Genomic DNA, 22,201 nt, shown 5'->3' on the forward strand with positions numbered 1-22,201 from the left:
AGGGGTGGGGCATAACAAAAGGGACCCGACCTGATGGTCGGGTCCCGAAATTAAAGGAAAGGGTGAAGCTACTGGATGGTGACGCCGCGCTCCGCGAACCACGGAACCGGGTCGACCGCGCCGTTGCCGGAGGGGTGGATCTCGAAGTGGAGGTGGGAACCGGTGGAAAAACCGCGGCTACCCATGCCGGCGATGTTCTGGCCGGCGTGGACGCGCTCACCGACGCCGACGGCGAGGGTTTCCATGTGGCCGTAAACGGAGACCGCACCGTCGTCGTGCTGGACGCGGATCCACTGGCCGTAGCCGGAGGCCGGACCGGAGTCGATGACGGTGCCGTCCATGATCGCGAGGATCGGGGTGCCAACGGCGTTGGCGATGTCGATGCCTGCGTGGAGGGTGCCCCAGCGCGGGCCGTAACCGGAGGTGAATGCACCCTCGGCCGGCTTGGCCACGGAGGGGGCGCGGAGGGCCTGGTCGACCTCGGCGCGCACGTTGCTGTACTCGACGGCCTTGGTCAGCTGGTCGGCCAGACCGGCGACCGGCTTGTACTCGGCGATGCTGAGGATCTGCGGTGCAACCTCGGAGGAGGTGGCGGCGATGTCCGCGGCGTTGGCAGCGAGCTCGATCTGCGGGGTGGCAGCGGTGGCGGACTGCTCCGGAGCCTGCGCCTGGATCTGCGCGGCTGCTGCGCCGCCGATGCCGGCGGTGGATACTGCACCGGTTGCTACGGCGACGAGGGCGATACGGCCCTTCGTCGTCTGCGAGGAGGTGATCCTGCGGTGCCTGCCTGCTGCCGATCGCTGAGCCTGCTGTCGCATGAAGCCTTCTTCCGTTGGTTGTCACAGCCATTGGGTTACGTGATTGTGACCGCTTTGTTATCTACGATCGGTAACAATAGCGTCTCGGTTCCGCCGTGGCAACCGAAGTTCTCAAAAAGAACTATTGATCGCTCCTGGCGCCACGAGTGTTACATCCCGGCCTTTCCCGGTCGCGCCATCGGGTTGCCGACGAACGGTCGTGGCAGAGTTGTGGGGTGATGAGCAAGAAGACCAGCCCCCAGACCAGGCCCGGTCGGCGCCCTCGCAGGATTCGCGCCGGCGGCACAACCGCAGGTCTCAAGGACATTCCGAGGCCAACGCAGGAGAAGCCGGCACCTGGCGGACTCAAGGGAAGACTGCGCCGTTATCTCCCGGTGGCTGCGGTCCCCAATGCGGTCGTAGTGCTCGGCATCATCGTGATGGCGCTCGTCGGTCTGCTGTTCAGCGGCACCTCCCTGGCTGCCCTGCCGGCGACGATCGCGCAGCTGTGGCTCATTCTCAATCTCGTCCCGGTTTCGGCCGACGGGATTGTTCTCGGGGTGCTGCCGTTGCTCCCCGCGATGGGACTGATCGCGCTCATCGCCCGGCGGGTTCGTGTGGCGGTGCGCGAGCGGGTGAGCATGGCGGACCTGCTGGTGCTGTCGATCAGCACCCTGGCCGTCCCACTGGTGCTCACCCTCATCGCCGGCGCAATGATGTGGGACGCAGGCCGGGTCTTCGACGTCGGCGCGCCTCCGTTGGGGCACGCGGTCGCCCGGACGCTGCTCGTCCACCTCATCGCGTTGGCCATCGGCATGGGCGGAAAGCTGTGGCGCGCCCTGCTGCGCCGTTACCGGGCCCCCGATTGGCTTGTCGACGCCGCGACCGCCGCCGTCCGCATCCTCCTTCTCCTCTCCGCAGCCTCCCTGGTGATCCTGCTGGTCCTGCTGGCTGTCGGTTGGCCGCGTCAGGTTGAACTCGCGGGTCTGTACGGAACCTCCGGTGGTGTCCTGGGTACTGCACTGCTCAGCCTGTTGTATCTGCCGAATGCCGTCATTGCGGTGATCACCGTCATCCTGGGTTCGGAGTTCCACCTGGGCGCCGCCTCCGTCTCCCTCTACGCGATCGATCTCACGGAGCTGCCGCTGCTGCCGCTGATGGCACTCATACCGGCCTGGGCGCATCCGTGGTCGATTCTGCTCCTGCTGGTCACCTCGATCACCGTGGCCTACGTCCTGGGCAGTGCCCGTTTCACGGTGGCACAGACCCTGGCGACGAGTGTGATCATCGCCGTTCTGCTGCTCGTGGGGGGTTACCTCACCTGGGGGGAAATCGGTCATCTGGGCACGGGCGGCCCGATGGTCTGGTTGACCGCAGGGCTGGCCTTCGCCTGGACCGCCGGTATCGGCGTGGCTGCCGCACTTCTCGGCCGGCTCGCCGACCGCCGTGCCCCCGCAGTGACCGGAGAGCCGGAAGAACACCCCACGGAGCCGACGGACTCTGAGCCCGCGGAGTTCGTCGACGGTGAGATCGTCGACGTCGAGGACGCGCCCGAGGACGAGTCCGAGGACGCGCCTGAAGACGCGGGTGAGGTGGAGGCCGTAACCAGCACGGAAAAGGCGGAAGATAACGTTAAAGCCGAAGATACGGAACACAGGGACTAAGATCAGGCGAGTGACTTCCACCCTCGATCCGAACATCCCCCACGACGACCCCTTGGAGGTCGTCGTACTTGTTTCCGGCAGCGGCACACTACTGCAGGCCATCCTGGACAACCAGGACGGCCACTACCGGGTTTCCCGTGTCATCGCTGATGTGCCCTGTGCGGCGCTGGAGCGTGCGGAACAGGCGGGCGTCGAAACGCGGGTAGTGGAGCTCGGTTCTGACCGCGCTGCCTGGAATGTCACGCTCGCCGACGTCATCGCGGAGGTCAACCCGGACGTCGTTGTCTCGGCCGGGTTCATGAAGATCCTCGGCGCAGGCGTCCTCGACCGCTTCGGCGGAAGCATCATCAACACCCACCCGGCGCTGCTGCCGTCGTTCCCCGGGGCTCACGCCGTCCGCGACGCGCTTGCCCACGGGGTGAAGGTCACCGGCACCACCGTCCATTTCATCGACGCGGGCGTGGACACCGGCCCGATCATCGCCCAGGCAGCGGTCGAGGTGGAACCCGGGGACACGGAAAGTTCCCTCCACGAGCGGATCAAGAAGATCGAACGGCAGCTCATCGTGTCGGTGCTGCGCTCGGCAACCATCGACGAGACCACCAGGAAGGTTGAGTTCATCCATGAGTGATGATCGCAAGGTAATCAAGCGCGCGCTGATCAGCGTGTACGACAAGACGGGGCTCGAGGGCCTGGCGGCGTCGCTGCACGAGGCCGGTGTGGAGATCGTGTCCACCGGCTCCACGGCCGCGAAGATCGCTGACCAGGGCATCCCGGTCACCCCCGTCGAGAAGCTCACGGGCTTCCCGGAATGTCTCGAGGGGCGCGTGAAGACGCTGCACCCGAAGGTCCATGCCGGCATCCTCGCCGACACCCGCAAGGAAGACCATCTGGCTCAGCTCGCCGACCTCGGCGTTGAGCCCTTCCAGCTCGTCGTGGTCAACCTGTACCCCTTCAGCCAGACCGTGGCCTCCGGCGCCGGCTTCGACGACTGCGTCGAGCAGATCGACATCGGTGGCCCCTCCATGGTCCGCGCCGCCGCGAAGAACCACCCGTCCGTCGCCGTGGTCGTCGACCCGGCACGTTACGAGGACGTCGCTGCCGCTCTGAAGGACGGCGGCTTCACCCGTGCCCAGCGCACCGGTCTCGCCCTCGACGCTTTCCGCCACACCGCCGCCTACGACGTCGCGGTGGCCACCTGGCTCGGCGAGCAGGCTGAGGCCGGGGCCGAGGGTGGCTTCCCGTCCTGGATGGGTTCCTCCCACGAGCTGAGCAACACCCTGCGCTACGGAGAGAACCCGCACCAGGCTGCCGCCCTCTACGCCGACGCCGGTGCCGGCGGTCTGGCGAACGCCGAGCAGCTGCACGGCAAGGAGATGAGCTACAACAACTACCAGGACGCCGACGCTGCCTGGCGTGCGGCGTGGGACCACGACCGCGCGTGTGTGGCCATCATCAAGCACGCCAACCCCTGCGGCATCGCGGTGTCCGACACCTCCATCGCGGATGCACACCGCAAGGCGCACGCCTGCGACCCCATGTCCGCGTTCGGTGGCGTCATCGCCTCCAACCGTGAGGTCTCTGTCGCCATGGCAGAGCAGGTCGCCGACATCTTCACCGAGGTCATCATCGCCCCGTCCTACGCAGACGGCGCCGTAGAGGTCCTCGCCCGCAAGAAGAACCTCCGTGTTCTCCGCGCCGAGCCGCTGACCCGCTCCGGCTACGAGACCAAGGAGATCTCCGGCGGCCTCCTCGTGCAGGAGCGCGACACCCTCCAGGCGGAAGGCGACCAAGCCACCAACTGGACGCTGGCCGCCGGGCAGGCCGTCAGCGACCAGGTCCTCGCCGATCTGCAGTTCGCCTGGTCCGCAGTGCGTTCCGTCAAGTCCAACGCCATCCTCATCGCCAGGGACGGCGCGACCGTGGGCGTCGGCATGGGGCAGGTCAACCGCGTCGACTCGGCCAAACTGGCCGTCGAGCGTGCCAACACCCTGGCCGGGGACGCCAACCGCACCACCGGTGCCGTCGCCGCCTCCGACGCCTTCTTCCCCTTCGCGGACGGCTTTGAGGTCCTCTCCGGGGCTGGTGTGAAGGCTGTCGTTCAGCCGGGTGGCTCCGTCCGTGACGAAGAGGTCATCGCCGCTGCGGAGAAGGCCGGTGTCTCCATGTACTTCACCGGAGCACGCCACTTCGCGCACTAGTATCTGCCCGTAGTTCCTGTTCATCGCCCCGCGGTTCTGAGGAACCGCGGGGCGATGTGCTGTTCGGGGTGAGGGTCGCGCAGGGTCGGTGACACGCCTACGGACTTCCGGTGAGACGCGATTCACCCCTCCGAACAGGATGGCGGGGCTTCGGCGCCTCCCGAGGTCCCGCACGCACGTTAGAATCAGGGGACCACTGGTTATAACCGGAAGAAGGTCCTGATGGCCGCAGACATGTACCAGGGCGGATGGTCGCAGACGCCGCAGCAGCAGGGCCAGCCCCCGCGATCCCCCTCGAACACGGCGGTCTGGGTTCTCGTGGCGCTTCTGTCGGTGATCGTGCTCGCCGGCGCGGCCGGGGGAATCTGGTGGTTGATCTCGTCCCGGCAGCAAACGTCCCAGGAGGGGACTCCGGTGACAGTCACCGCAACCGCAACCGCACCGGCACAGCCGATGCTCACGGCACCGGCCCCCGCACCGGCCCCCGCACCCGCACCGGCACCGGCACCCGCACCGGCACCCGCACCCGCACCGGCACCGGCCGCCGGAGTGCCCGGCACATTGATCCGGTCGGGCGGATACCTGGAGAACGTCCGGGTCGGTTCCGCCAACACTTCGGAGGCGTTCGCACTGAACGTCTGGCGTGCCTACCTGGACAATCTGGCGATGGGCGGAGCGTACAACGCCACGGTGTACGCCTACAGCCCGGCCACCGGGGAGTGGTACGCGATGGACTGCCGGGAAACAGGAATCTTCGTCACCTGCACAGGTGGCAACAACGCCGTGGTCTACCTCTCGTGAGAAAGCTCCCGGCTGCGGCCCTGGTGTCTGCCCTCACCCTCGTCGGCTGCACCGTCCCGCCGGAGACCGACCCTCCCCGGTCGACCGAGACGGTGTGGGTTACGCCCGCCCCTCAGCCGCATCCGCCGGAACTTGCCCCGCCCGGAATCCCACCGGTGCAGGCCGCGGTGGACCGGGTTCTGGCGCGGTACGGTGGGGAGGCGGAAATCGCGGTTTTCGACGGCACGCAGGCGCAGTCAGCGGGCGGTGTTGATGACGCCCCCGCCTGGTCGACCATCAAGATCCCCGTCGCGGTCGCCGCGCTGCGCCGCAACCCCGGACTGGCGGACACTGTCCGGGCGGCCGTCACGGTTTCGGACAACCAGGCTGCGGATCAGCTCTGGGCCTCCCTCGGTACCCCGGCGGAGGCCGGGGCAGCCACCCGGGCGGTCCTCGCCGAAACCGGGGTGCATACGGCGGTCCAGTTCTCGGTCGTGCGCCCCGAGTTCAGCAGCTACGGACAGACCCGCTGGACCCCCGCAGACCAGGCGCGTTTCGCGGCGGCCCTGCCCTGTCTGGCGGGGGCGGAACCCGTGCTCGCGGCCATGGGGCAGATTTCCCAGGGCCAGGACTATGGCCTGGGTACTCTTCCCGGCGCACGCTACAAGGGCGGCTGGGGGCCGGGTACCGACGGCAAATACGTGGTCCGCCAGTTCGGGCTGCTGCCCGCCGACGGCGGACAGACGGTGAGCGCGGTGGCCCTCGTCGTGCGCCCGGCTTCCGGCCTGTACGCGGACGGCCAGGCCATGCTCACTGAACTGGCCGGGCAGCTCACCGCACTGCCGACGGTCGACTGCCGCACCCCCTGAACCCGCCCGGCCCTGCGGCAGCTGGGGACGGCATAATGGACGGCCATGACATCCCATCTCATCGGACCGGCGCTCCTCTTCGCTCCGGCCCACCGCGTAGAACTCATCCCGAAGGCCTACGGACGGGCGGACACGGTCATCATCGACCTGGAGGACGGCGCCGGCACCGGCGACCGCACCGCGATGCACGACAACGTGCGCAACGCCGACCCCGATCTCACACGCACGATCCTGCGCACAATCGGCCCCGATTCCGAGGGGTTCGCCGCAGACGTCGCGCTGGCCCGGGAACTGGGTATCCGGACCGTGATGGTGCCGAAAGTGCGCGCGAGCCTCCCTGTGGAGCTGGACGGGCTCGACGTCATCGCGATGATTGAGACTCCCCAGGCGCTGGTGAACATCCGCGAGATCGTGACCCTGGAGAACGTGGTGGGGCTGTTCTGGGGCGCGGAGGACCTCATCGCCCTGCTCGGCGGGACCCACTCCCGCCGACAGTCCGACGAGGACGGCCCAGGGGTCTACCGCGATGTCATCCGGCACGCGCGTTCGCAGGTACTCATCCATGCTGCGGCTGCCGGGAAGTTCGCCGTCGATGCCATCCACGCAGATTTCCGGGACACCGGGGGACAGCTCGCCGAGGCGATGGACGCCGCGCGCTCCGGGTTCGCCGGCACTGCCTGCATCCATCCGTCACAGGTGGCGGCGGTGCGTCAGGCTTTCCGGCCGGAGCCGGAACAGGTGGAGTGGGCGCGCCGGGTCATCGACGGCGCGCAGGAGCACCCGGGGGCCTTCCAGGTGGACGGCATGATGATCGACGCCCCGCTGCTCAGCCAGGCAGAGCGCATCCTCGCCCGCGCCGGGGCCATTTATTCCGGCTCAGTGAAAAGCAGGACCTCCCCATGAGCAATGACTTCTACTTCCGCCGCAGGGGTGACGCCACATTCACGCCAACCGAGCATGCGGTGGGCGCCTGGTCGGAAGAGGATTACCATTTCAGTTCGCTGGCGGGGCTCATGGTCCATGAGCTTGAGCGGTCCCGTGCAGAGGACGGACTGCTGCTCAGCAGGGTCTGTTTCGACATTCTCGGCCGGTTGCCTTTCGCGGAGGTGGACCTCGAGGTCGAGACGCTCCGGCCGGGACGCACGATCGAGCTTGTACAGGTCACCGCCTCGATTGGCGGACGCCAGGTGATCACGGCCCGGGCGTGGTACCTCCTTGAGTCCGACACCGCGGATGCAGCTGCCTGCGGGGCGACCCCGCTGCCGGAACCGCAGGAATGCCCGGTCCGTGACCTGAGCGAACTGTGGGGCGGAGGCTTCGTCGCCCAGATCGAGGCCCGCCAGGCCGTTGAGTGGCGACCGGGGCGTGGAGCCACCTGGTTGACCTCGCCCAACAGACTCGTCGAGGGCGAGGAACCCGTCGACGTCGCGGAGTACTTTTCGCTTATCGACGTCGCCAACGGCATCGCCCCTCGTCAACAGCCCGGGGGCTGGGTGTTTCCGAACGTGGACCTGACTGTGCATCTGTTCCGCCGTCCGGTGGGCCGCTGGACCGGTCTGGACACCACCGTGACGTGGGGAGAGTCAGGTATCGGGATCACCGGCTCGACGCTGCATGATGTCCGGGGCCCGGTCGGTCGGGCGGAGCAGAGCCTGACTCTCCGGAGGCTCTGATGATCGACGCCCCGCTGCTCAGCCAGGCAGAGCGCATCCTCGCCCGCGCGCAATGACGGTGGTGCGCGCCAACCTGTCGGCTCCGGAGCGGCCGTCGGGGGCGAGCACGGCGCTCAGGCCGAGAACGATGGCCAGGATGGAGTACCAGGGCACTGCCGGGAGTGCCAGCGCGAGCGGGACGGGCAGCCACAGCCACGAGTGACGCACGAGGGGCGCCCAGCGCGGGCCGACAGCGTCCAGACGGAGGATCATCTTGCCCGGGCTGCGGCGCCAGACCAGCTCCGGCAGGGCGCGCACCGCAAACGTGATGAGCAGCAGCAGGGGAGCGGGGTCCACGCCGACCGGCTCGGCCCACGCGGGCCACAGCCACGCGGCGGCGAAGAAGAGGACGTAGGCGAGGGCGACGTCAATGAGAAAGGCGATCAGTCTCCGGGTCAGACAACTGCTCATTCAGCGGCTGCGTTGATGAGCTCCAGAGTGCGCTCGACCCGTCCCGCCGGCGGCTCCGCGTGGAGGACGTCGAGGGCGGCGTCGGCGAGCATGACGGCGATGTCGGGAAGCTCGGTCTCCGACAACGGGGCCGGGGGAGTCCCGTCGTTCTCGCGCATCTCGATGACGGAGAGGGCGATGTGGAAGGGGAGGTCCGAGCGCGGATCAGCGTCGCCGACGATCGCCTCGGCCAGAGTCCGGAACAGCGTGCGGAGTTCGGTGCGCTGGGCGTGGTACTCGGCGAACTCCTCGGAGGAGGCCACAGGCAGCTGGTAGAGGCGGCCGACGTTCCAGCGGGTGGACAACAGCAGACGTGCCTCCGCCGCGACGAGTGCCCACAGGCGCAGGGAGGGGGAGACGTCGACGTCGTGGAGCGCGGCAGCGAGTTCGGTGGACGGCTCGACGGTGGACTTGAGCAACGTCAGGAAGATCTCGGTCTTCGAGGCGAAGTGATAGTACAGCGAGGCCTGACGGATGCCCACGGCGTCGGCGATCTGATGGGTTGACGTCGAGGCGAATCCCTGGGTGGTGAAAAGCTCGGCGGAGGCGTCGAGAATCTCCTCCCTCGCCGTGGAGCCGCGTCGACGTGGGCTGTGCTTGCGCGGACGTCCGACTGCACCTGCCATCGTGGGCCGCTCCTTCCGGGTGGTATCTGTTCGACTAAAGATACCAGCGTCAGCTGAGCGTGATGCCGTGGCGTCCGGCCAGGGAGCGCAGGACGCCGGAGACCTGACGCGCGGCCGCCCCGTATGCGCTGCGGTGCAGGGCGGGGAGGTCACCGAGTGTCGTCGGCTGGGAGTCCACGCGGTCCACCCAGCGTCGAAACTGCAGCGCCACGCCCGTCTCCCAGGCCTGCGACAGCGCCTCGGCCTCATCCTCGGTGAGCAGACCGCTGTTATGACCGGCGGCGAGCCGTTCCAGGGTGGATCGTTCCCCGGGCGCAGCCCACCGGGCGACGTCGGCGATGGGACGAAGCAGGGAGGCCGTGACATCGACGGCAACGTCCGGGGCGGGGAGCCCCACCAGGGCGCGCAGTGCGGGCGGCCGATGGGACACCGCCAGCCGGAGGAGCTCCGCCGGGGGAGTTGCCGGGGTTATCAGGTGGGCGTCGACACGCGCGGCCAACAGCTCGACCTCATCCGTGGGCGGCCCCCCGACGCTGAGTCCGGCCGAGGTGAGAAGATCCTTCAGGTCGGTGGTGTCTGCATCCGCCTCCGCGAACCAGGTGACCGCCGAGGTGGGCAGGGCGTCCCCCCGGGCGAAGGGGCCCGTGGGTGTGACGGGGGAGGAGAGCTTCCCGACGACCGCGGGGCAGTCCAGGGTCGCGAGCACAAGGTCGGAGAACCACCCCGTCAGGAGGGTCTCCGGGGTGCGGTGCTCGAGGGCGTTGCGCAGCAGTTGCTGAGCCTCGACGAGAACACCTCGGGCGGTGGCGGTGGTGGTGGACAGGGGCGCCTGCTCGGCCAGGTCGCGCAGCGAAGGGTGCAGCATGGTTCCGAACATAACAAAACCCGCCCCGTCCGAAAATATCGGACGGGGCGGGTCGGGGTACTTTTACCGTTGTCACACGGTCAGCGGCAAAAGTGCGCTGTTGCGTCCTGTCAACCGGTTTAGCGGCTGGTGAACGGCAGGAGAGCCATTTCGCGTGCGTTCTTCACTGCGGTGGCGACCTGACGCTGCTGCTGCGGAGTCAGGCCGGTGACGCGGCGGGAACGGATCTTGTGGCGATCGGAGATGAACAGACGAAGGGTCTTGATGTCCTTGTAGTCCACCTTTTCGATCCCCTCAGCCTTGAGGGGGTTCTTCTTGGGGCGGCGGGACTGCTCCAGCCGCGCCTTCTTGGGGTTGGTGCGCTTCATAGTTGCCACTCCTTACCAGCTCGACTTACGGATGCCCGGCAGCTCACCGCGGTGAGCCATCTCGCGCATACGGACACGGGACACGCCGAACTTGCGGAGGAAACCGCGGGGACGACCGTCGTGGGCGTCACGGTTACGGACACGCACCTTGGCGGCGTCACGCGGCTGGCGGTTCAGCTCGAACTGAGCCTCCAGGCGATCCTCGTCGTTGGTGGTGGGGTTCTTGATGATGGCCTTGAGCTCTGCGCGACGCTCCGCATAGCGGGCGACGATCTCCTTGCGCTGCTCATTCTTGGCGATCTTGGATTTCTTAGCCATGAATTATCGCTCCTCGCGGAACTCGACGTGCTTGCGGGCGATCGGATCGAACTTCATCAGCGAGATGCGATCGGGGTTGTTGCGCTTGTTCTTACGGGTGACGTAGGTGTAACCGGTGCCAGCCGTAGACTTCAGCTTGATGATCGGACGAATGTCATTACGTGCCATGACTTAGATCTTCTCCCCACGTGCACGGATCTTGGCCACGACGGATTCAATGCCGTCGCGGTCGATAACCTTGAGACCCTTGGTGGAAACGATCAGGGTGATGGTACGGCCCTCAGAGGGCAGGAAAAACCGACGACGCTGCACGTTGGGGTTCCAACGGCGCGAGTGACGTCGGTGCGAGTGCGAGACGGTCTTGCCGAACTGCGGCTTGCGTCCCGTGACCTGGCAAATAGCCGACATGGGTTTTCTTTCTCCTAGCCGCCCACGTCGGAAAAGCTCATAGGACCGCGCCGCACCGATAGATCCTCGTGCCCTCGTGAATGAGCACAGGTCGGGGCGCAGTCTTCAGCCAGCTGACGGGGCGTAGACGTTTACTTCGACAACAGCAAGGGACAACTCTACAATGCAGGTTGCCGATTTCCTAATCCCGTGCTTGCGGGCCTGAAGACTTCGCCGGTCGCGGTGCCGGTGCCGTCCCCGTGGCCGGATGTGTCAGGCATGTGGGAGCGGGGTTCGTGGTGGGGCGCCTGCTGGCGGGAGGCGGCACCATACCACGGAATTTCGGAATCCGGGCACCGGGGAGTATGGTAGTTCGAGTTGTCAATCTCCAACCCAACTCAGGCACGATCCGGACCTCTGCATTGTCACGCCCAGAACCGACCTGATGTTCAATCCTGAGGGAATCGAGACTTAATGAAGAGCGAAATCCACCCTGACTACCATCCGGTGGTCTTCCGGGACGCCGGCACCGGCTTCCAGTTCCTGACCCGTTCCACCGTCCAGAGTGACCGTACCGTCACTTGGGAAGATGGCAGCGAGTACCCGCTGATCGTCGTCGACGTCACCAGCGAGTCCCACCCCTTCTGGACCGGCGCTCAGCGTGTCATGGACACTGCAGGCCGCGTCGAGAAGTTCGAGAAGCGTTTCGGTGGCATGGCCCGCCGCAAGAAGAAGGCTTAGGAGCTAATCAATCATGGCAGTCCCCAAGCGCAAGATGTCCCGCGCAAACACCCGCATGCGTCGCTCCCAGTGGAAGGCCGACAACGTCGCCCTCCAGGAGGTCAAGATCGACGGTCAGTCCGTCCGTATCCCGCGTCGTCTCGTCAAGGCCGCTCAGCTGGGTCTCGTTGAGGTCGAGCAGTTCTAGTCACACCCTTATGAGGAGTGACCGCACCGGTTTCCGCCACTGTTGTGGCGGGAACCGGTGTTTTTGTCCTGTACCTGGGACATAATGGGACCATGAAAATTCTCGTGGTGGATGATGAGCAGGCGGTCCGTGAATCTCTCCGGCGTTCCCTGATCTTCAACGGGTACGACGTCGTACTCGCCGAGGACGGGATCGAGGCGGTCGAGATGATAGGACGCACCCGACCTGAACTGATCATCCTCGACGTGATGATGCCGCGGATGGACGGGCTGGAGGTCTGTCGCACCCTCCGCAGCTCCGGATATGATCGCCCGATCCTGATGTTGACCGCCCGTGACGGGGTGAGTGACCGGGTCGCCGGGCTTGATGCCGGTGCCGATGATTATCTGCCGAAGCCCTTCGCCCTTGAGGAGCTGCTGGCCCGGGTCCGTTCACTGCTGCGCCGCGCGGCCGTGGAGAACCCCTCCACGGATGAGGACCTGACGGAGCTCGTCTTCGAGGACCTCCGACTCAACCCGGACACCCGGGACGTGTACCGGGGTGATCGCGCCATCAGCCTCACCCGCACGGAGTTCTCCCTTCTCCACCTCCTGATGAAGAACCCGCGACGGGTGCTGTCGAGGGCGACGATCCTGGAGGAGGTTTGGGGCTACGACTTCCCCACCTCAGGCAACGCCCTCGAGGTCTACATCGGCTACCTGCGGCGCAAGACGGAGGCCGAGGGTGAGATCCGACTGATCCACACGGTGCGTAGCGTCGGATACGTCCTGCGGGAAACCGCCCCGTGATGCTGCGCCGTCCGGCCACCGGGTCCGGGGCCGCCGGCGCACCTGAAGCCTGGCCGGGCGGCGCTCCGCTGCGCTGGCGACTGGCGGGCCTGACCTTCGCCGTGGTCACCTTCGCCGTCGGAGTGATCACCTTCCTCTCGTACTGGACGGTGTCCACGGGTCTGACCTCCGGGGTGGACAGTGACCTGGACCGCAAGGCGACCACCCTCCTGGAGAGGGCGAAGGATCCGATGTACCTGACGCACCTCGACTCGGAGATAAGGAACTTCAAGTCGTACAGCCCGGATACCCGTGTGGCACTGTCGCCGCCGGGCTGGGCCTTCACCCGCGGCGACGCCATCCCCGTCGGGGGTGAGTACCACGACGTCGGCGACGGTTTCTCCACCGCGGTCTACACCACCGGTGGCGAACGCATCCTGACCAAGACTGATTCCCTCGGGGCGATGGTCGTCATCGCCCGGGACATGGACGAGACCCACCGGCAGATGGCTGCGTTGGGCATGGAACTGCTGGGTATCGCCGCCCTGGGTGTCCTTCTGGCCATCGCCGCGGGACTGATCGTGGCGACGGCGGGTCTGCGGCCCCTGCAGCGACTGCAGAAGGCGGTCGACCACGTCGCGGACACCGACGACCTGCGTCCCATCGCCATTTACGGCGACGATGCTCTCGCGCAGCTCACCCGCTCCATCAACGCCATGCTCGGCGCGCTGCAGGAATCCCGCAGGCGGCAGGCGGAACTGGTGGCGGACGCGGGACACGAGCTCAAGACTCCCCTGACCTCGATGCGCACGAATATTGAGCTGCTCATGATGCTCAATCGCCCCGGCGCCGCACACCGGATCTCCGAGCAGGACAGGCACGACCTGGAACGTGACGTGATGGCGCAGATGACGGAGCTGTCGACCCTCATCGGTGACCTGGTGGACCTGGCCCGCGAGGACAGTGCGGACACGGTGCTGGAGGCGGTCCAACTGGATGAGGTGATCGCTTCCGCCCTCCAACGGGTGCGTCGTCGCCGTTCGGGTATCACCTTCGATGTCGAGCTCGTTGACTGGGATGTGATGGGCGAGGAGCTCGCCCTCGCCCGGGCGGTGGTCAATCTCCTCGACAACGCCGCCAAATGGTCGCCGACCGATGGTGTGGTCCGGGTCCACATGAGACAGCTTTCCGACGACCGCGTGGAACTCTCCGTCTCCGATTCCGGGCCAGGTATCCGCCCCGAGGACCGTGCGCGCGTTTTCGAGCGCTTCTACCGGGCTCCGGAGGCACGTTCCCAACCCGGTTCCGGCCTGGGGCTGGCGATCGTCAAACAGACCGTGGAGCGCCACGGCGGTGCGGTTCGTGTGGAGGATTCGGAGGATGGCGGAACCAGGTTCCTCGTGGAGCTGCCCGGCCGACTCCGCGTGAACGCCCGTCCGGGGTAGCGTGAAATGGAAGGTCAAACCATTCAGGCAATCGACAGAATTGCGTCAGGGATGACTCAGAGGGGAAGAGGACAATGAGTCAGATGAACGACGACACACACCCGCAGCCCGGGGACTATCAGCCGGTGGCATCGCCCTACCAGTGGCAGGCACCGGAACCTGCCGCGGAGAAGCGACGCGTGGGGCTGGGCACGGCGCTGGCGCTGATGCTCGCCGGTTCGGTGGCTTCCGGATCGGTCGTGGGACTGGTGGCAGCCAACACGGCCTCCACGGGTTCCACCGACGTGGTCAACTCCCTCCGTGAACCCAGTGCCCCCGCCCCCGAGTCCCCGGTGGGCGGGGTGGAGCGGGTCGCCGCGAACATTCTGCCGGCGGTCGTGTCAATTCAGGTCGCCGATCGCACCAGCGCGGGCGAGGGATCAGGTTCGATCATCTCCTCCGACGGCTATGTTCTCACCAACCACCATGTGGTGTCCGGAGGAGGAGACAACGCCTTCATCCAGGTCACGCTCAACGACGGCCGTTCCCTGCCGGCGGATTATGTCGCCTCTGATTCGGCGACGGACATCGCCGTGGTGAAGATCCGGGACGTCTCCGGTCTGCCGGTCGCCCAGTTCGGTGACTCCGATGAGCTGCGTGTGGGACAGGAGGTCGTGGCCATCGGCTCGCCTCTGGGCCTGAGTTCCACCGTCACCTCCGGCATCATCTCCGCGCTCAACCGCCCCGTGCGGGCATCCGACGGGGGAGGGGAGTCTTCGCTCATCGACGCCGTCCAGACCGACGCCGCCATCAACCCCGGCAACTCAGGTGGCCCGCTCGTGGACATGAACGGGAACATCGTGGGCATGAACTCCGTCATCGCGTCGATGAGTTCGGGGGGTGAGGCAGGATCGATCGGTCTGGGCTTCGCCATCCCCGCGAACTTCGCCAAGCGTGTCGCCGACCAGCTCATCTCCACCGGAAGGGCCACCCATCCGATGCTGGGTGTGCAGGTCGCCGCGCGGCAGGACGTCCAGGGGGCGTTGATCGCTTCCGTCGAACCGGACAGTCCCGCGGCGCAGGCAGGGCTGAACGCGGGTGATCTGGTCACGCGTGTCGACGACCGCGTCATCGACAATTCCGATGCCCTCGTCGCCGCGATACGCTCCCAGGACTTCGGACAGACCGTCGCCCTGGAGGTGCAGCAGCAGGATACGGGACAGAGCAGGCAGGTAGAGGTTACGCTGACCTCAGAGTAAATTCACCCACCGACAAAGAAACGAAGTAGTTCAGCACCATGAGGATGGAGACCACTGTGAACACCGCCCATGAGCCGCGTGCATCCGCGCTACTGGATGACGTGGAACCTGACGAGGCGTTTCTCATCGCCTCCGAGCAGGAGGATCCGCCCCAGGCACGCCGCCGGGCACTGGTGGTGCTCATCGCCGACCACGCTCTCGACGCAGGCGAGGACACCGATCGGCTGGTCACCGAGCTTCTCATCGAGGCGGGCTTCGCGGTGGACGCCGTGGTGTCGGTGCGTTCGAAGAAGTCGCAGATCCGCCAGGCGATCGAAACGGCCGTCGTCGGTGGTGTGGACCTGGTCCTCACCGTCGGAGGCACCGGGGTCGGCCCCCGTGACCGTGCCCCGGAGGCGACCCGGGCCGTGCTGGATCAGCTGGTCCCCGGCATTGCCCAGGCACTGCGTTCCTCGGGACAGGCCTGCGGCGCGATGGACGCCTGCACCTCACGTGGAATTTCTGGGGTGTCGGCGTCGACCGTGGTGGTAAATTTCGCCGCCTCCCGCACTGCGGTGCGCGACGGTATGGCCACGCTCGCGCCGATGGTCCACCATGTGATCGACCAGCTGCAGAAGGCGAGCGTTGAGTAGCGGGGCACGGCGGCCACGGCGTCGCGTCGTGCGGCAGTCCGATGCCCCCGGTATAGACAGAGAGGTCGACCGTCCCGATCCCCGATTCGGGGTTGCGGAGGCGGCCGACGGTGACAGGGAGGTGCTCCTCGACCCGGAGGCCGAGGAGCCGGTCTCCACTGACGAGTTCTGGCGCGAGCAGCGCCCTCCGCATTACGCCTGACGGCTGCCGAGCAGGTCGCGGATCTCGGTGAGCAGCTCGACGTCGGCCGGCACGGGCTCCTCCTCGTCCTGCGGGATGCCGCGCTTGCGGGCGGCGATCTCGTTGAGCTTGTTCATCGGGGCGACGATGACGAAGTAGACGACGGCGGCGATGAGCAGGAAGTTGATGGCCGCGGTGATCACTGCGCCGAAATCGAGGAAGGTCGCCGGGTTGTCCGAGATGACGTGGAAGCCCAGGCCGCTGACGTCGCTGCCGCCGAGGGCGGCGATCAGGGGGTTGATCAGGTTGTCGGAGAACGCGGTGACGATGGCGGTGAATGCGCCGCCGATGACCACGGCCACAGCCAGGTCGATGACGTTGCCGCGCATGATGAATTCTTTGAAGCCCTGAAACATGTCTGTTCCTCCTGTTGATGGGTGACAATTTTCGTAGCCTCCATAAATTTTAGGCCATTCAAGGTGGATCTTCCTGACCCGGCGTGAGAACAACTGCCAGCGGCGCGGTCAGGGAGGCGGCGGCCACCGCACGGGCAGCCTCCTCGGGGAGTCCGATCAACAGGGTTCCGGGGGCCTCCCGGGTGTCTACGAGGACCACCCGTCCGCCGGAAGCGATGACCTGGGGCTGGGCTGCGTCGCCGTGGTGGGTGACGATGCTGATCGTGTCGCCGTGGTGGAGCAGCGGAATGATCTCGGGTTCCGCCGGCCTCAGCGGGATGAATGTGGTGATGTCGCCCAGGAAAGCGGCGGCGAGATCCTGGCCGATGAACCGGTGGGACGTGGCCACCTCCCCCTCCTCCGCTGCGGCCACGATGACCAGCCCCTCGACCTCTGAAGGGTCGGTCAACGCGGAAACCGGCAGAAGGTGGCCGGGGACGGGAACCACGATGACGTCGTCCCCCGAGAGCGTCTCGCCGGCCGCGACCCGGCGGGCGAAGACGACGGCCTGCGGGTCGGTGGCCCCGGCCTGCCGGAACGCCAGCAGAACCGCGGTCAGCAGGAGCATGATCGCCAGAACCCGGCGGATGAGGACGGTGCGGCGCCAGCCGGGGGTGGCGAGGACATGGATGAACCTGCGGTGGAACTGGGTCATACCTCACTTGGACTGCACCACGGGCATGAAGGTTCCCCGGGTGGGAGGAAATCAGCTGAAGCGGCGCAGCCCCGTGGGGGTGATGGCCAAATCAACCGGCATGTCATGGTCCTCGACGGGGATGTCGTCCCGGATCTCCCCGTTGTAGAGCAGCACCGCGGTGAGCGGCGGGTTCCCGGAGTCGGCGAACTGGGCGAGCGCGCGGTCGTAGAAGCCGCCGCCCTTGCCCAGGCGCACACCCTCCGGGGTCACTCCCAGTGCCGGGATGATGATGAGTCGGCAGGAGTTGATGGCGTCTGGCCCGAGTCGCTCACCCGTCGGCTCCGCGATGCCCAGCATTCCCGGCGTCAAGGCCAGGCGGCCTTCGTAGCGGGCCCAGTCCAGCTGCCCGCCGGAGAGTGAGACCGGTAGGAGGAGTGAGGAGGCTTCGCCATGGAGGGCGTCGAGAAGCAGGCTGCCACCGGGCTCTCCCGGCAACGGCGAGTAGGCGGCGACGGAGGTTTCTGATGGGGGCAGTGAACGCAGGAGCGCGGCCGCGTGGGAGATGATCGCCGAGTCCTCGCTCCTGATTGTCTCAGGCGACATGTCCTTGCGGGCCTGCATCATCCTGGCCCGCAGTATCGTCTTCCTATCCCGGATGTCCATGCCCTAAGCGTAACCGCGCCGGGTAGGGTGTTGCCTTATGAGCTTGCCATCGTCCGCCCATCCGCACGGCGTGAAAACGGTCATCGTCCCCGCAGCCGGCATGGGCACCCGCTTCCTGCCCGCGACCAAGACGGTCCCCAAAGAGCTGCTGCCGGTGGTGGACACCCCGGGCATCGAGCTGATCGCCGAGGAGGCCAACGCGCTGGGCGCCACACGCCTGGCGCTCATCGTCGCCCCGAACAAGCGGGAGGTGCTCCGGCACTTCGAGCAGTTCCCCAACCTGGTGGAGAACTTGTCGGAGCGGGGCAAGTTCGAGCAGGTCGAGAAGGTCCAGCGGGCGGGGAAGCTGATGACCCCGGTCGCCGTCGAGCAGGCCCAACCGCTGGGTCTGGGTCATGCCGTCGGTCTGGCGGAGAGTGTCCTCGATGATGATGAGGACGTCGTGGCGGTCATGCTGCCGGATGATCTCGTCCTGCCGATCGGTGTGGTGGAGAAGATGGCGGCGGTCCGTGCCGAGCTCGGTGGGTCGGTGCTGTGTGCGGTGAACGTGCCGCGTGCGGAGGTGTACAACTACGGTGTCTTCGACATCGAGGAGATCTCCGCCGACTCGGGTCTGCCCGTGGACAAGGTCAAGCGGGTCGTGGGGATGGTGGAGAAGCCCGAGCCGGAGGATGCCCCGTCCACGTTGGTGGCCACCGGTCGTTACCTGTTGGACCGTGGCATCTTTGATGCGTTGCGTCGTATCAAGCCGGGTAAGGGTGGGGAGCTTCAGCTCACCGACGCCATCGAGCTGATGATTCAGGAGGGTCACCCGGTTCATATCGTCGTGCATGACGGTAAGCGCCATGACCTGGGTAACCCGGCCGGTTACATCCCGGCGTGTGTCGATTTCGGTCTGTCGCATCCGACCTACGGACCGGGGTTGCGTCGCGCGATCATCGCGATCCTCGCGGAACATGAGGCCGCAGACGCCGCAGAGCAGCCCCCCCAGAACTGACTTTCCTCACCAGAAGGAGTGTGCAGTGCGTTCCGTTGAGCAACAGCTTGCGCTCGTCACCGATGCTGCGGTCACACCCGAACCGGTGCGCATCGCCATCGCCGACGCCCTCGGCCTGATGTGCGCCGAAGAGGTGCAGGCCACCCGCGCCCTGCCGGGATTCCCGCAGGCTGCCATCGACGGCTATGCCGTTCGTGCCGTCGACGTCGGCGGTGAGAAGCGGCTGGTCTCATCGAGGCAGGACCCGGATACGCCAATTGAGCCGATCGAACGTTCCCTTCCGGTGGTCGGTGAGGTGGCCGCAGGTTCCCAGCAGCCGCTGCGCCTCCAGCCGAAGCAGGCTGTCCGCGTGCACACCGGAGCGCCTCTGCCCACGCTCGCCGACGCCGTCCTTCCCCTGGAGTGGACCGACCGTGGCCGTCGCCGTGTCACCGCCCACCGGGTCGTGCGGTCAGGCGAGTTCGTCCGCCGTACCGGCGACGACATTCAACCCGGTGACGTCGCCGTCACCGCCGGCGCGGTGCTCGGCCCGGCGCAGATCGGGCTTCTCGCGGCCGTCGGTCGGGCGAAGGTCCTGGTCTATCCGCGTCCGCGGATGGCGGTGATCTCCGTCGGCCGGGAACTCGTCGACATCGACCGTGAACCGGGCCTGGGACAGATCTACGACGTCAACTCCTATGCCCTGGCAGCGGCCGGCAGGGAAGCGGGCGCCGACGTCCACCGCGTGGGCATCGCCGGCGGGGAACCGCGCCGCCTGAAGGAGATCCTCGAGGCGCAGATCCAGCGCAGCGAACTCATCGTCATCTCCGGTGCCGTCGGAGGATCGGGCTCGGAGATGTTCCGGAAGGTCATCGAGGAACTCGGGGAGATCGACACAACACGTGTGGCCGTGCACCCCGGCTCCGTCCAGGGTTTCGGTCTGCTCGGTGAGGAGCGTATCCCCGTCTTCCTCCTGCCCAGCAACCCGGTCTCCGCCCTGGTCACCTTCGAGGTGTTCATCCGTCCGCTCATCCGCATCTCGCTGGGCAAGCGCAACACCTCCCGCCGGGTCGTGCGGGCGAGGGCGCTCAACCACATCGCTTCCCGGGAGGGACGACGGGGCTACATCCGCGCCCGACTGATGCGCGACGCCGAGACCAGTGACTACCTCGTCGAGGGCATCGGTGCCGCCACCGGTGCGCCCGCCCATCTGCTCGCCGGACTCGCCGAGGCGAATGCGCTGATCCGGGTCCCGGAGGAGGTCACCGAGATCCGTCCCGGTGACATCGTCCACGTCATGTTCCTGACACAGGGCAGCTGACGCCAGGTGTTTGACCCCTTCGGCCGCGCGGCCCGGTCCTTCCGCGAACCCGGCCGGGGCCCCCGCGACCCGGTCCACCCCGGCTGGCCCGAATCCACGCCTGTTGTGCGGCTTCCCGACGGTGCGCGGGTCCGCCTGCGCCCGCTGACCAGCCGGGACGGCGTGGAATGGCGCGAGCAGCGACTTCTCGACGAGCCTTTCCTCCGACCGGTCGAACCCACCGCCCCCGGTGGTTGGGCGGCCTCCCATACGTCGACCGCGTGGTGGAATTTCTTCACCGGCATTCGCACCGCCGCCCGCCACGGTCAGGTCATCCCCTTCGTCATCGAGGTCGACGGGCACTTCGCCGGTCAGGTCACGCTGGGCACGATCCAGCACGGAGGACTCTCCGACTGCTGGATCGGCTACTGGGTCCACTCCGCCTTCATGGGGCGTGGCCTGGCGACGGCGGCCTGCGCGCTGGGCACCGACCATGCCTTCCGGCGCATCGGCCTGCACCGCGTCACCGCCACCTACCTGCCCGGTAATCCCGCTTCCGGACGGGTGCTCGCCCTCAACGGTTTCCGTGAGGAGGGCTATCTGCGTGCCAATCTGCACATCGACGGCCGCTGGCAGGACCACCACTTCGTCGCCCAGAACATCGACGATCACCCTGGTACCTGCGTTGAAAGACTGCGTCGTAACGGGCGACTGAAGTGACTCACGTGACTTTCACCGGCGTGGCAGGAGTGACTGGTGAAACGACACCCGTAATCTTGTTGACAGTCCCCGTTCCCTCACCGAGGAAGGTGAACACAGCGTGTCCGGAAGTCTGATCATCGTTCTGATCATCGTGGTGTGGCTGTTCGTCCTGGCACCTCTCCTCCTGCGCGGCCAGAAGCCGATCCGCAAGGCGGGAGAGGCTTTCGATGACACCCGCGTCATCCACGAGGGTGGGTCCGGCCACCTGCCGACCCGCCGTCGACCGCACCTGTCCGCAGCCGACGTCCGTCCGGTCGACTCCGGGGATGAGGCCGAGGACTATGAGATCGTCGACGCCCACGAGGTCCTGCTTGACGACGACCGCCCCTCCCGCCCCTTCCACGGACTGTTCACCCGCCAGGATGAACCGGCCGAGATCGTCGACGGTGGCCTGGTCCACGAACTTGAAGCGGCCGTCGAGGAGCTCAAGGTCGTGGGGGAGCCGACCGTCGACGCAGACGAGGCGACCGGCGCCACCGTCACCGATGAGTGGGAGGAGTGGGACGAGGAGACCACCTACGCCTACGACGACTCTTATACCTCCCCGGCAGATTTCCTGTACCCGGATACTGTGGGTAACCAGGAGTCGATGTCAGAAGACGTTGACGCTGAGCAGGACAACGAAAACAGGGAAGAGGACGAGAAGATGAGCGACGAGGAACTCTCCGACGAGGAGATGGAGTTCGCGGAGCACCGTGCCGGCCGTGGCGGCTGGGACCCGGTGGCCGACGCCGAGCATTCACTCACCCGTTACCAGCGTCGACAGCGAACCCTCCTCGGTCTGGCGGCGGCTGTCGCCGTCACCGCGATCCTCGCCTTCGTGGTCGGCGGCTGGGCCTGGCTGCTCAGCGGTCTGGCGGTGGTGGCCACCGTCGTCTACCTCAGTGCTCTGCGCACCCAGGTGCGTGCGGAGCAGGCCCTGCGTGCCCGCCGCATCCGTCAGCTGCGCCGCGCCCGTCTCGGTGTGCGCAGCTCCACGGACGAGGAGCTGGCCGTCCCGCGTCACCTCCGTCGCCCGGGTGCCGTCATCCTCGAGCGGGATGATGAATCCCCGGATTTCGAGGATCTCCCCGTCACCGACGTGCCGGTTGCCGAGGGGCGCCGCCCCGGACACGACTACAACGACCCCTACGGCCGTCGCGTCGGCTGAATCGCCGTCTGAACAGTGGTTTTTCTCAGG

29 protein-coding genes are annotated in these 22,201 nt (G+C 66.9%); 18 read left to right on the forward strand and 11 right to left on the reverse strand.

Annotated elements, in window-relative coordinates; all coding sequences use genetic code 11:
- Positions 1-68 precede the first annotated feature (68 nt).
- On the reverse strand, positions 69-818 hold the full coding sequence (locus CETAM_RS03690; protein WP_156227137.1) for a M23 family metallopeptidase: 750 nt from the start codon (positions 816-818) through the stop codon (positions 69-71).
- 218 nt (positions 819-1,036) lie between these two features.
- Between CETAM_RS03690 and CETAM_RS03695 the strand changes: the two genes are divergently transcribed.
- The 7 genes from CETAM_RS03695 to CETAM_RS03725 all read left to right on the forward strand — a co-directional run bounded on the left by CETAM_RS03695 (position 1,037) and on the right by CETAM_RS03725 (position 7,984).
- Positions 1,037-2,461, forward strand: coding sequence for a cell division protein PerM (locus tag CETAM_RS03695; RefSeq protein ID WP_156227138.1), 1,425 nt, complete (start codon positions 1,037-1,039; stop codon positions 2,459-2,461).
- 10 nt (positions 2,462-2,471) lie between these two features.
- Positions 2,472-3,092, forward strand: a complete 621-nt coding sequence (purN, locus tag CETAM_RS03700) for a phosphoribosylglycinamide formyltransferase (protein WP_231587566.1) — start codon at positions 2,472-2,474, stop codon at positions 3,090-3,092.
- Positions 3,085-4,662: a bifunctional phosphoribosylaminoimidazolecarboxamide formyltransferase/IMP cyclohydrolase gene (purH, locus tag CETAM_RS03705; RefSeq protein WP_156227140.1), complete on the forward strand. Its 1,578-nt coding sequence runs from the start codon at positions 3,085-3,087 to the stop codon at positions 4,660-4,662. The genes purN and purH overlap by 8 nt, the downstream gene beginning before the upstream one ends.
- A 222-nt stretch (positions 4,663-4,884) precedes the next feature.
- Positions 4,885-5,463 (forward strand): hypothetical protein, encoded by a 579-nt coding sequence (locus tag CETAM_RS03710; RefSeq protein ID WP_156227141.1) that lies wholly within the window; start codon positions 4,885-4,887, stop codon positions 5,461-5,463.
- Complete coding sequence (locus tag CETAM_RS03715; protein WP_231587567.1) at positions 5,460-6,311, forward strand: serine hydrolase; 852 nt, start codon at positions 5,460-5,462, stop codon at positions 6,309-6,311. The genes CETAM_RS03710 and CETAM_RS03715 overlap by 4 nt, the downstream gene beginning before the upstream one ends.
- A gap of 45 nt (positions 6,312-6,356) precedes the next feature.
- Entirely contained in the window at positions 6,357-7,214 is an 858-nt protein-coding gene (locus CETAM_RS03720; protein WP_156227142.1) for an HpcH/HpaI aldolase/citrate lyase family protein, read from the forward strand.
- The gene (locus CETAM_RS03725; protein WP_156227143.1) at positions 7,211-7,984 is read left to right on the forward strand and encodes a thioesterase family protein; all 774 of its coding nucleotides are present in this window, start codon (positions 7,211-7,213) and stop codon (positions 7,982-7,984) included. Before CETAM_RS03720 ends, CETAM_RS03725 begins: the two co-directional genes overlap by 4 nt.
- Before the next feature lie 18 nt (positions 7,985-8,002).
- On the opposite strand, the gene CETAM_RS03730 is transcribed toward CETAM_RS03725, so the two are convergent.
- The 7 genes from CETAM_RS03730 to rpmB all read right to left on the reverse strand — a co-directional run bounded on the left by CETAM_RS03730 (position 8,003) and on the right by rpmB (position 11,058).
- Positions 8,003-8,434, reverse strand: coding sequence for an RDD family protein (locus CETAM_RS03730; RefSeq protein WP_156227144.1), 432 nt, complete (start codon positions 8,432-8,434; stop codon positions 8,003-8,005).
- Positions 8,431-9,099 (reverse strand): TetR/AcrR family transcriptional regulator, encoded by a 669-nt coding sequence (locus CETAM_RS03735; RefSeq protein ID WP_156227145.1) that lies wholly within the window; start codon positions 9,097-9,099, stop codon positions 8,431-8,433. Before CETAM_RS03735 ends, CETAM_RS03730 begins: the two co-directional genes overlap by 4 nt.
- Before the next feature lie 49 nt (positions 9,100-9,148).
- Positions 9,149-9,964 carry a putative nucleotidyltransferase substrate binding domain-containing protein gene (locus CETAM_RS03740; protein ID WP_156227146.1) on the reverse strand — a complete coding sequence of 272 codons (816 nt, stop codon included), beginning with the start codon at positions 9,962-9,964 and terminating at the stop codon, positions 9,149-9,151.
- A gap of 119 nt (positions 9,965-10,083) precedes the next feature.
- Complete coding sequence (gene rpsR / locus CETAM_RS03745; protein ID WP_156227147.1) at positions 10,084-10,332, reverse strand: 30S ribosomal protein S18; 249 nt, start codon at positions 10,330-10,332, stop codon at positions 10,084-10,086.
- 12 nt (positions 10,333-10,344) lie between these two features.
- A complete protein-coding gene (gene rpsN / locus CETAM_RS03750) occupies positions 10,345-10,650 on the reverse strand; it encodes a 30S ribosomal protein S14 (protein WP_156227148.1) in 306 nt (101 codons plus the stop codon).
- A gap of 3 nt (positions 10,651-10,653) precedes the next feature.
- Positions 10,654-10,818, reverse strand: coding sequence for a 50S ribosomal protein L33 (gene rpmG, locus CETAM_RS03755; protein WP_040085297.1), 165 nt, complete (start codon positions 10,816-10,818; stop codon positions 10,654-10,656).
- A 3-nt stretch (positions 10,819-10,821) separates the two neighbouring features.
- Positions 10,822-11,058 (reverse strand): 50S ribosomal protein L28, encoded by a 237-nt coding sequence (rpmB, locus tag CETAM_RS03760; protein ID WP_156227149.1) that lies wholly within the window; start codon positions 11,056-11,058, stop codon positions 10,822-10,824.
- Between the two features lie 453 nt (positions 11,059-11,511).
- Between rpmB and CETAM_RS03765 the strand changes: the two genes are divergently transcribed.
- The 7 genes from CETAM_RS03765 (at position 11,512) to CETAM_RS03795 (ending at position 16,249) form a co-directional block, all read left to right on the forward strand.
- Positions 11,512-11,778, forward strand: a complete 267-nt coding sequence (locus tag CETAM_RS03765; protein ID WP_156227150.1) for a type B 50S ribosomal protein L31 — start codon at positions 11,512-11,514, stop codon at positions 11,776-11,778.
- 13 nt (positions 11,779-11,791) lie between these two features.
- Positions 11,792-11,965, forward strand: coding sequence for a 50S ribosomal protein L32 (rpmF, locus tag CETAM_RS03770; RefSeq protein WP_156227151.1), 174 nt, complete (start codon positions 11,792-11,794; stop codon positions 11,963-11,965).
- Positions 11,966-12,057: 92 nt separating this feature from the next.
- On the forward strand, positions 12,058-12,753 hold the full coding sequence (locus CETAM_RS03775) for a response regulator transcription factor (RefSeq protein WP_156227152.1): 696 nt from the start codon (positions 12,058-12,060) through the stop codon (positions 12,751-12,753).
- Positions 12,753-14,177, forward strand: coding sequence for a HAMP domain-containing sensor histidine kinase (locus tag CETAM_RS03780; RefSeq protein WP_156227153.1), 1,425 nt, complete (start codon positions 12,753-12,755; stop codon positions 14,175-14,177). Before CETAM_RS03775 ends, CETAM_RS03780 begins: the two co-directional genes overlap by 1 nt.
- A 74-nt stretch (positions 14,178-14,251) precedes the next feature.
- A complete protein-coding gene (locus CETAM_RS03785; RefSeq protein WP_156227154.1) occupies positions 14,252-15,415 on the forward strand; it encodes a S1C family serine protease in 1,164 nt (387 codons plus the stop codon).
- A gap of 44 nt (positions 15,416-15,459) precedes the next feature.
- Entirely contained in the window at positions 15,460-16,047 is a 588-nt protein-coding gene (locus CETAM_RS03790) for a MogA/MoaB family molybdenum cofactor biosynthesis protein (protein ID WP_156229357.1), read from the forward strand.
- 28 nt (positions 16,048-16,075) lie between these two features.
- A complete protein-coding gene (locus CETAM_RS03795; protein ID WP_231587570.1) occupies positions 16,076-16,249 on the forward strand; it encodes a hypothetical protein in 174 nt (57 codons plus the stop codon).
- Here CETAM_RS03795 and mscL read toward each other — a convergent pair.
- The 3 genes from mscL to CETAM_RS03810 are packed head-to-tail and all read right to left on the reverse strand — an operon-like array spanning position 16,240 to position 17,983.
- The gene (mscL, locus tag CETAM_RS03800) at positions 16,240-16,644 is read right to left on the reverse strand and encodes a large conductance mechanosensitive channel protein MscL (RefSeq protein WP_156227156.1); all 405 of its coding nucleotides are present in this window, start codon (positions 16,642-16,644) and stop codon (positions 16,240-16,242) included. The genes CETAM_RS03795 and mscL overlap by 10 nt on opposite strands.
- A 58-nt stretch (positions 16,645-16,702) precedes the next feature.
- Positions 16,703-17,338, reverse strand: coding sequence for an SAF domain-containing protein (locus tag CETAM_RS03805; protein WP_156227157.1), 636 nt, complete (start codon positions 17,336-17,338; stop codon positions 16,703-16,705).
- Between the two features lie 51 nt (positions 17,339-17,389).
- Positions 17,390-17,983, reverse strand: coding sequence for a 5-formyltetrahydrofolate cyclo-ligase (locus CETAM_RS03810; protein WP_156227158.1), 594 nt, complete (start codon positions 17,981-17,983; stop codon positions 17,390-17,392).
- A gap of 37 nt (positions 17,984-18,020) precedes the next feature.
- On the opposite strand from CETAM_RS03810, the gene CETAM_RS03815 reads away from it, so the two are divergent.
- The 4 genes from CETAM_RS03815 to sepX all read left to right on the forward strand — a co-directional run bounded on the left by CETAM_RS03815 (position 18,021) and on the right by sepX (position 22,171).
- Positions 18,021-18,980 (forward strand): UTP--glucose-1-phosphate uridylyltransferase, encoded by a 960-nt coding sequence (locus CETAM_RS03815; RefSeq protein ID WP_156227159.1) that lies wholly within the window; start codon positions 18,021-18,023, stop codon positions 18,978-18,980.
- A 25-nt stretch (positions 18,981-19,005) separates the two neighbouring features.
- A complete protein-coding gene (gene glp, locus CETAM_RS03820; protein ID WP_156227160.1) occupies positions 19,006-20,280 on the forward strand; it encodes a molybdotransferase-like divisome protein Glp in 1,275 nt (424 codons plus the stop codon).
- 6 nt (positions 20,281-20,286) lie between these two features.
- A complete protein-coding gene (locus tag CETAM_RS03825) occupies positions 20,287-20,979 on the forward strand; it encodes a GNAT family N-acetyltransferase (RefSeq protein ID WP_156227161.1) in 693 nt (230 codons plus the stop codon).
- A gap of 100 nt (positions 20,980-21,079) precedes the next feature.
- Positions 21,080-22,171: a divisome protein SepX/GlpR gene (gene sepX, locus CETAM_RS03830; protein WP_156227162.1), complete on the forward strand. Its 1,092-nt coding sequence runs from the start codon at positions 21,080-21,082 to the stop codon at positions 22,169-22,171.
- The last annotated feature ends 30 nt before the right edge of the window (positions 22,172-22,201 follow it).

Origin of the sequence: Corynebacterium comes, assembly GCF_009734405.1 — a bacterium.
In the GTDB taxonomy this organism is placed as follows: Bacteria; Actinomycetota; Actinomycetes; order Mycobacteriales; family Mycobacteriaceae; genus Corynebacterium; species Corynebacterium comes.

Excerpts from the sequence above, each read along its gene's own strand:
- CETAM_RS03690 (WP_156227137.1), bottom strand. The coding sequence starts at position 818 with ATGCGACAGCAGGCTCAGCGATCGGCAGCAGGCAGGCACCGCAGGATC.
- CETAM_RS03695 (WP_156227138.1), top strand. The coding sequence starts at position 1,037 with ATGAGCAAGAAGACCAGCCCCCAGACCAGGCCCGGTCGGCGCCCTCGC.
- purH (WP_156227140.1), top strand. The coding sequence starts at position 3,085 with ATGAGTGATGATCGCAAGGTAATCAAGCGCGCGCTGATCAGCGTGTAC.
- CETAM_RS03710 (WP_156227141.1), top strand. The coding sequence starts at position 4,885 with ATGGCCGCAGACATGTACCAGGGCGGATGGTCGCAGACGCCGCAGCAG.
- CETAM_RS03720 (WP_156227142.1), top strand. The coding sequence starts at position 6,357 with ATGACATCCCATCTCATCGGACCGGCGCTCCTCTTCGCTCCGGCCCAC.
- CETAM_RS03725 (WP_156227143.1), top strand. The coding sequence starts at position 7,211 with ATGAGCAATGACTTCTACTTCCGCCGCAGGGGTGACGCCACATTCACG.
- CETAM_RS03730 (WP_156227144.1), bottom strand. The coding sequence starts at position 8,434 with ATGAGCAGTTGTCTGACCCGGAGACTGATCGCCTTTCTCATTGACGTC.
- CETAM_RS03735 (WP_156227145.1), bottom strand. The coding sequence starts at position 9,099 with ATGGCAGGTGCAGTCGGACGTCCGCGCAAGCACAGCCCACGTCGACGC.
- CETAM_RS03740 (WP_156227146.1), bottom strand. The coding sequence starts at position 9,964 with ATGCTGCACCCTTCGCTGCGCGACCTGGCCGAGCAGGCGCCCCTGTCC.
- rpsR (WP_156227147.1), bottom strand. The coding sequence starts at position 10,332 with ATGAAGCGCACCAACCCCAAGAAGGCGCGGCTGGAGCAGTCCCGCCGC.
- rpsN (WP_156227148.1), bottom strand. The coding sequence starts at position 10,650 with ATGGCTAAGAAATCCAAGATCGCCAAGAATGAGCAGCGCAAGGAGATC.
- rpmG (WP_040085297.1), bottom strand. The coding sequence starts at position 10,818 with ATGGCACGTAATGACATTCGTCCGATCATCAAGCTGAAGTCTACGGCT.
- rpmB (WP_156227149.1), bottom strand. The coding sequence starts at position 11,058 with ATGTCGGCTATTTGCCAGGTCACGGGACGCAAGCCGCAGTTCGGCAAG.
- CETAM_RS03765 (WP_156227150.1), top strand. The coding sequence starts at position 11,512 with ATGAAGAGCGAAATCCACCCTGACTACCATCCGGTGGTCTTCCGGGAC.
- rpmF (WP_156227151.1), top strand. The coding sequence starts at position 11,792 with ATGGCAGTCCCCAAGCGCAAGATGTCCCGCGCAAACACCCGCATGCGT.
- CETAM_RS03775 (WP_156227152.1), top strand. The coding sequence starts at position 12,058 with ATGAAAATTCTCGTGGTGGATGATGAGCAGGCGGTCCGTGAATCTCTC.
- CETAM_RS03780 (WP_156227153.1), top strand. The coding sequence starts at position 12,753 with ATGCTGCGCCGTCCGGCCACCGGGTCCGGGGCCGCCGGCGCACCTGAA.
- CETAM_RS03785 (WP_156227154.1), top strand. The coding sequence starts at position 14,252 with ATGAGTCAGATGAACGACGACACACACCCGCAGCCCGGGGACTATCAG.
- CETAM_RS03790 (WP_156229357.1), top strand. The coding sequence starts at position 15,460 with ATGGAGACCACTGTGAACACCGCCCATGAGCCGCGTGCATCCGCGCTA.
- mscL (WP_156227156.1), bottom strand. The coding sequence starts at position 16,644 with ATGTTTCAGGGCTTCAAAGAATTCATCATGCGCGGCAACGTCATCGAC.
- CETAM_RS03805 (WP_156227157.1), bottom strand. The coding sequence starts at position 17,338 with ATGACCCAGTTCCACCGCAGGTTCATCCATGTCCTCGCCACCCCCGGC.
- CETAM_RS03810 (WP_156227158.1), bottom strand. The coding sequence starts at position 17,983 with ATGGACATCCGGGATAGGAAGACGATACTGCGGGCCAGGATGATGCAG.
- CETAM_RS03815 (WP_156227159.1), top strand. The coding sequence starts at position 18,021 with ATGAGCTTGCCATCGTCCGCCCATCCGCACGGCGTGAAAACGGTCATC.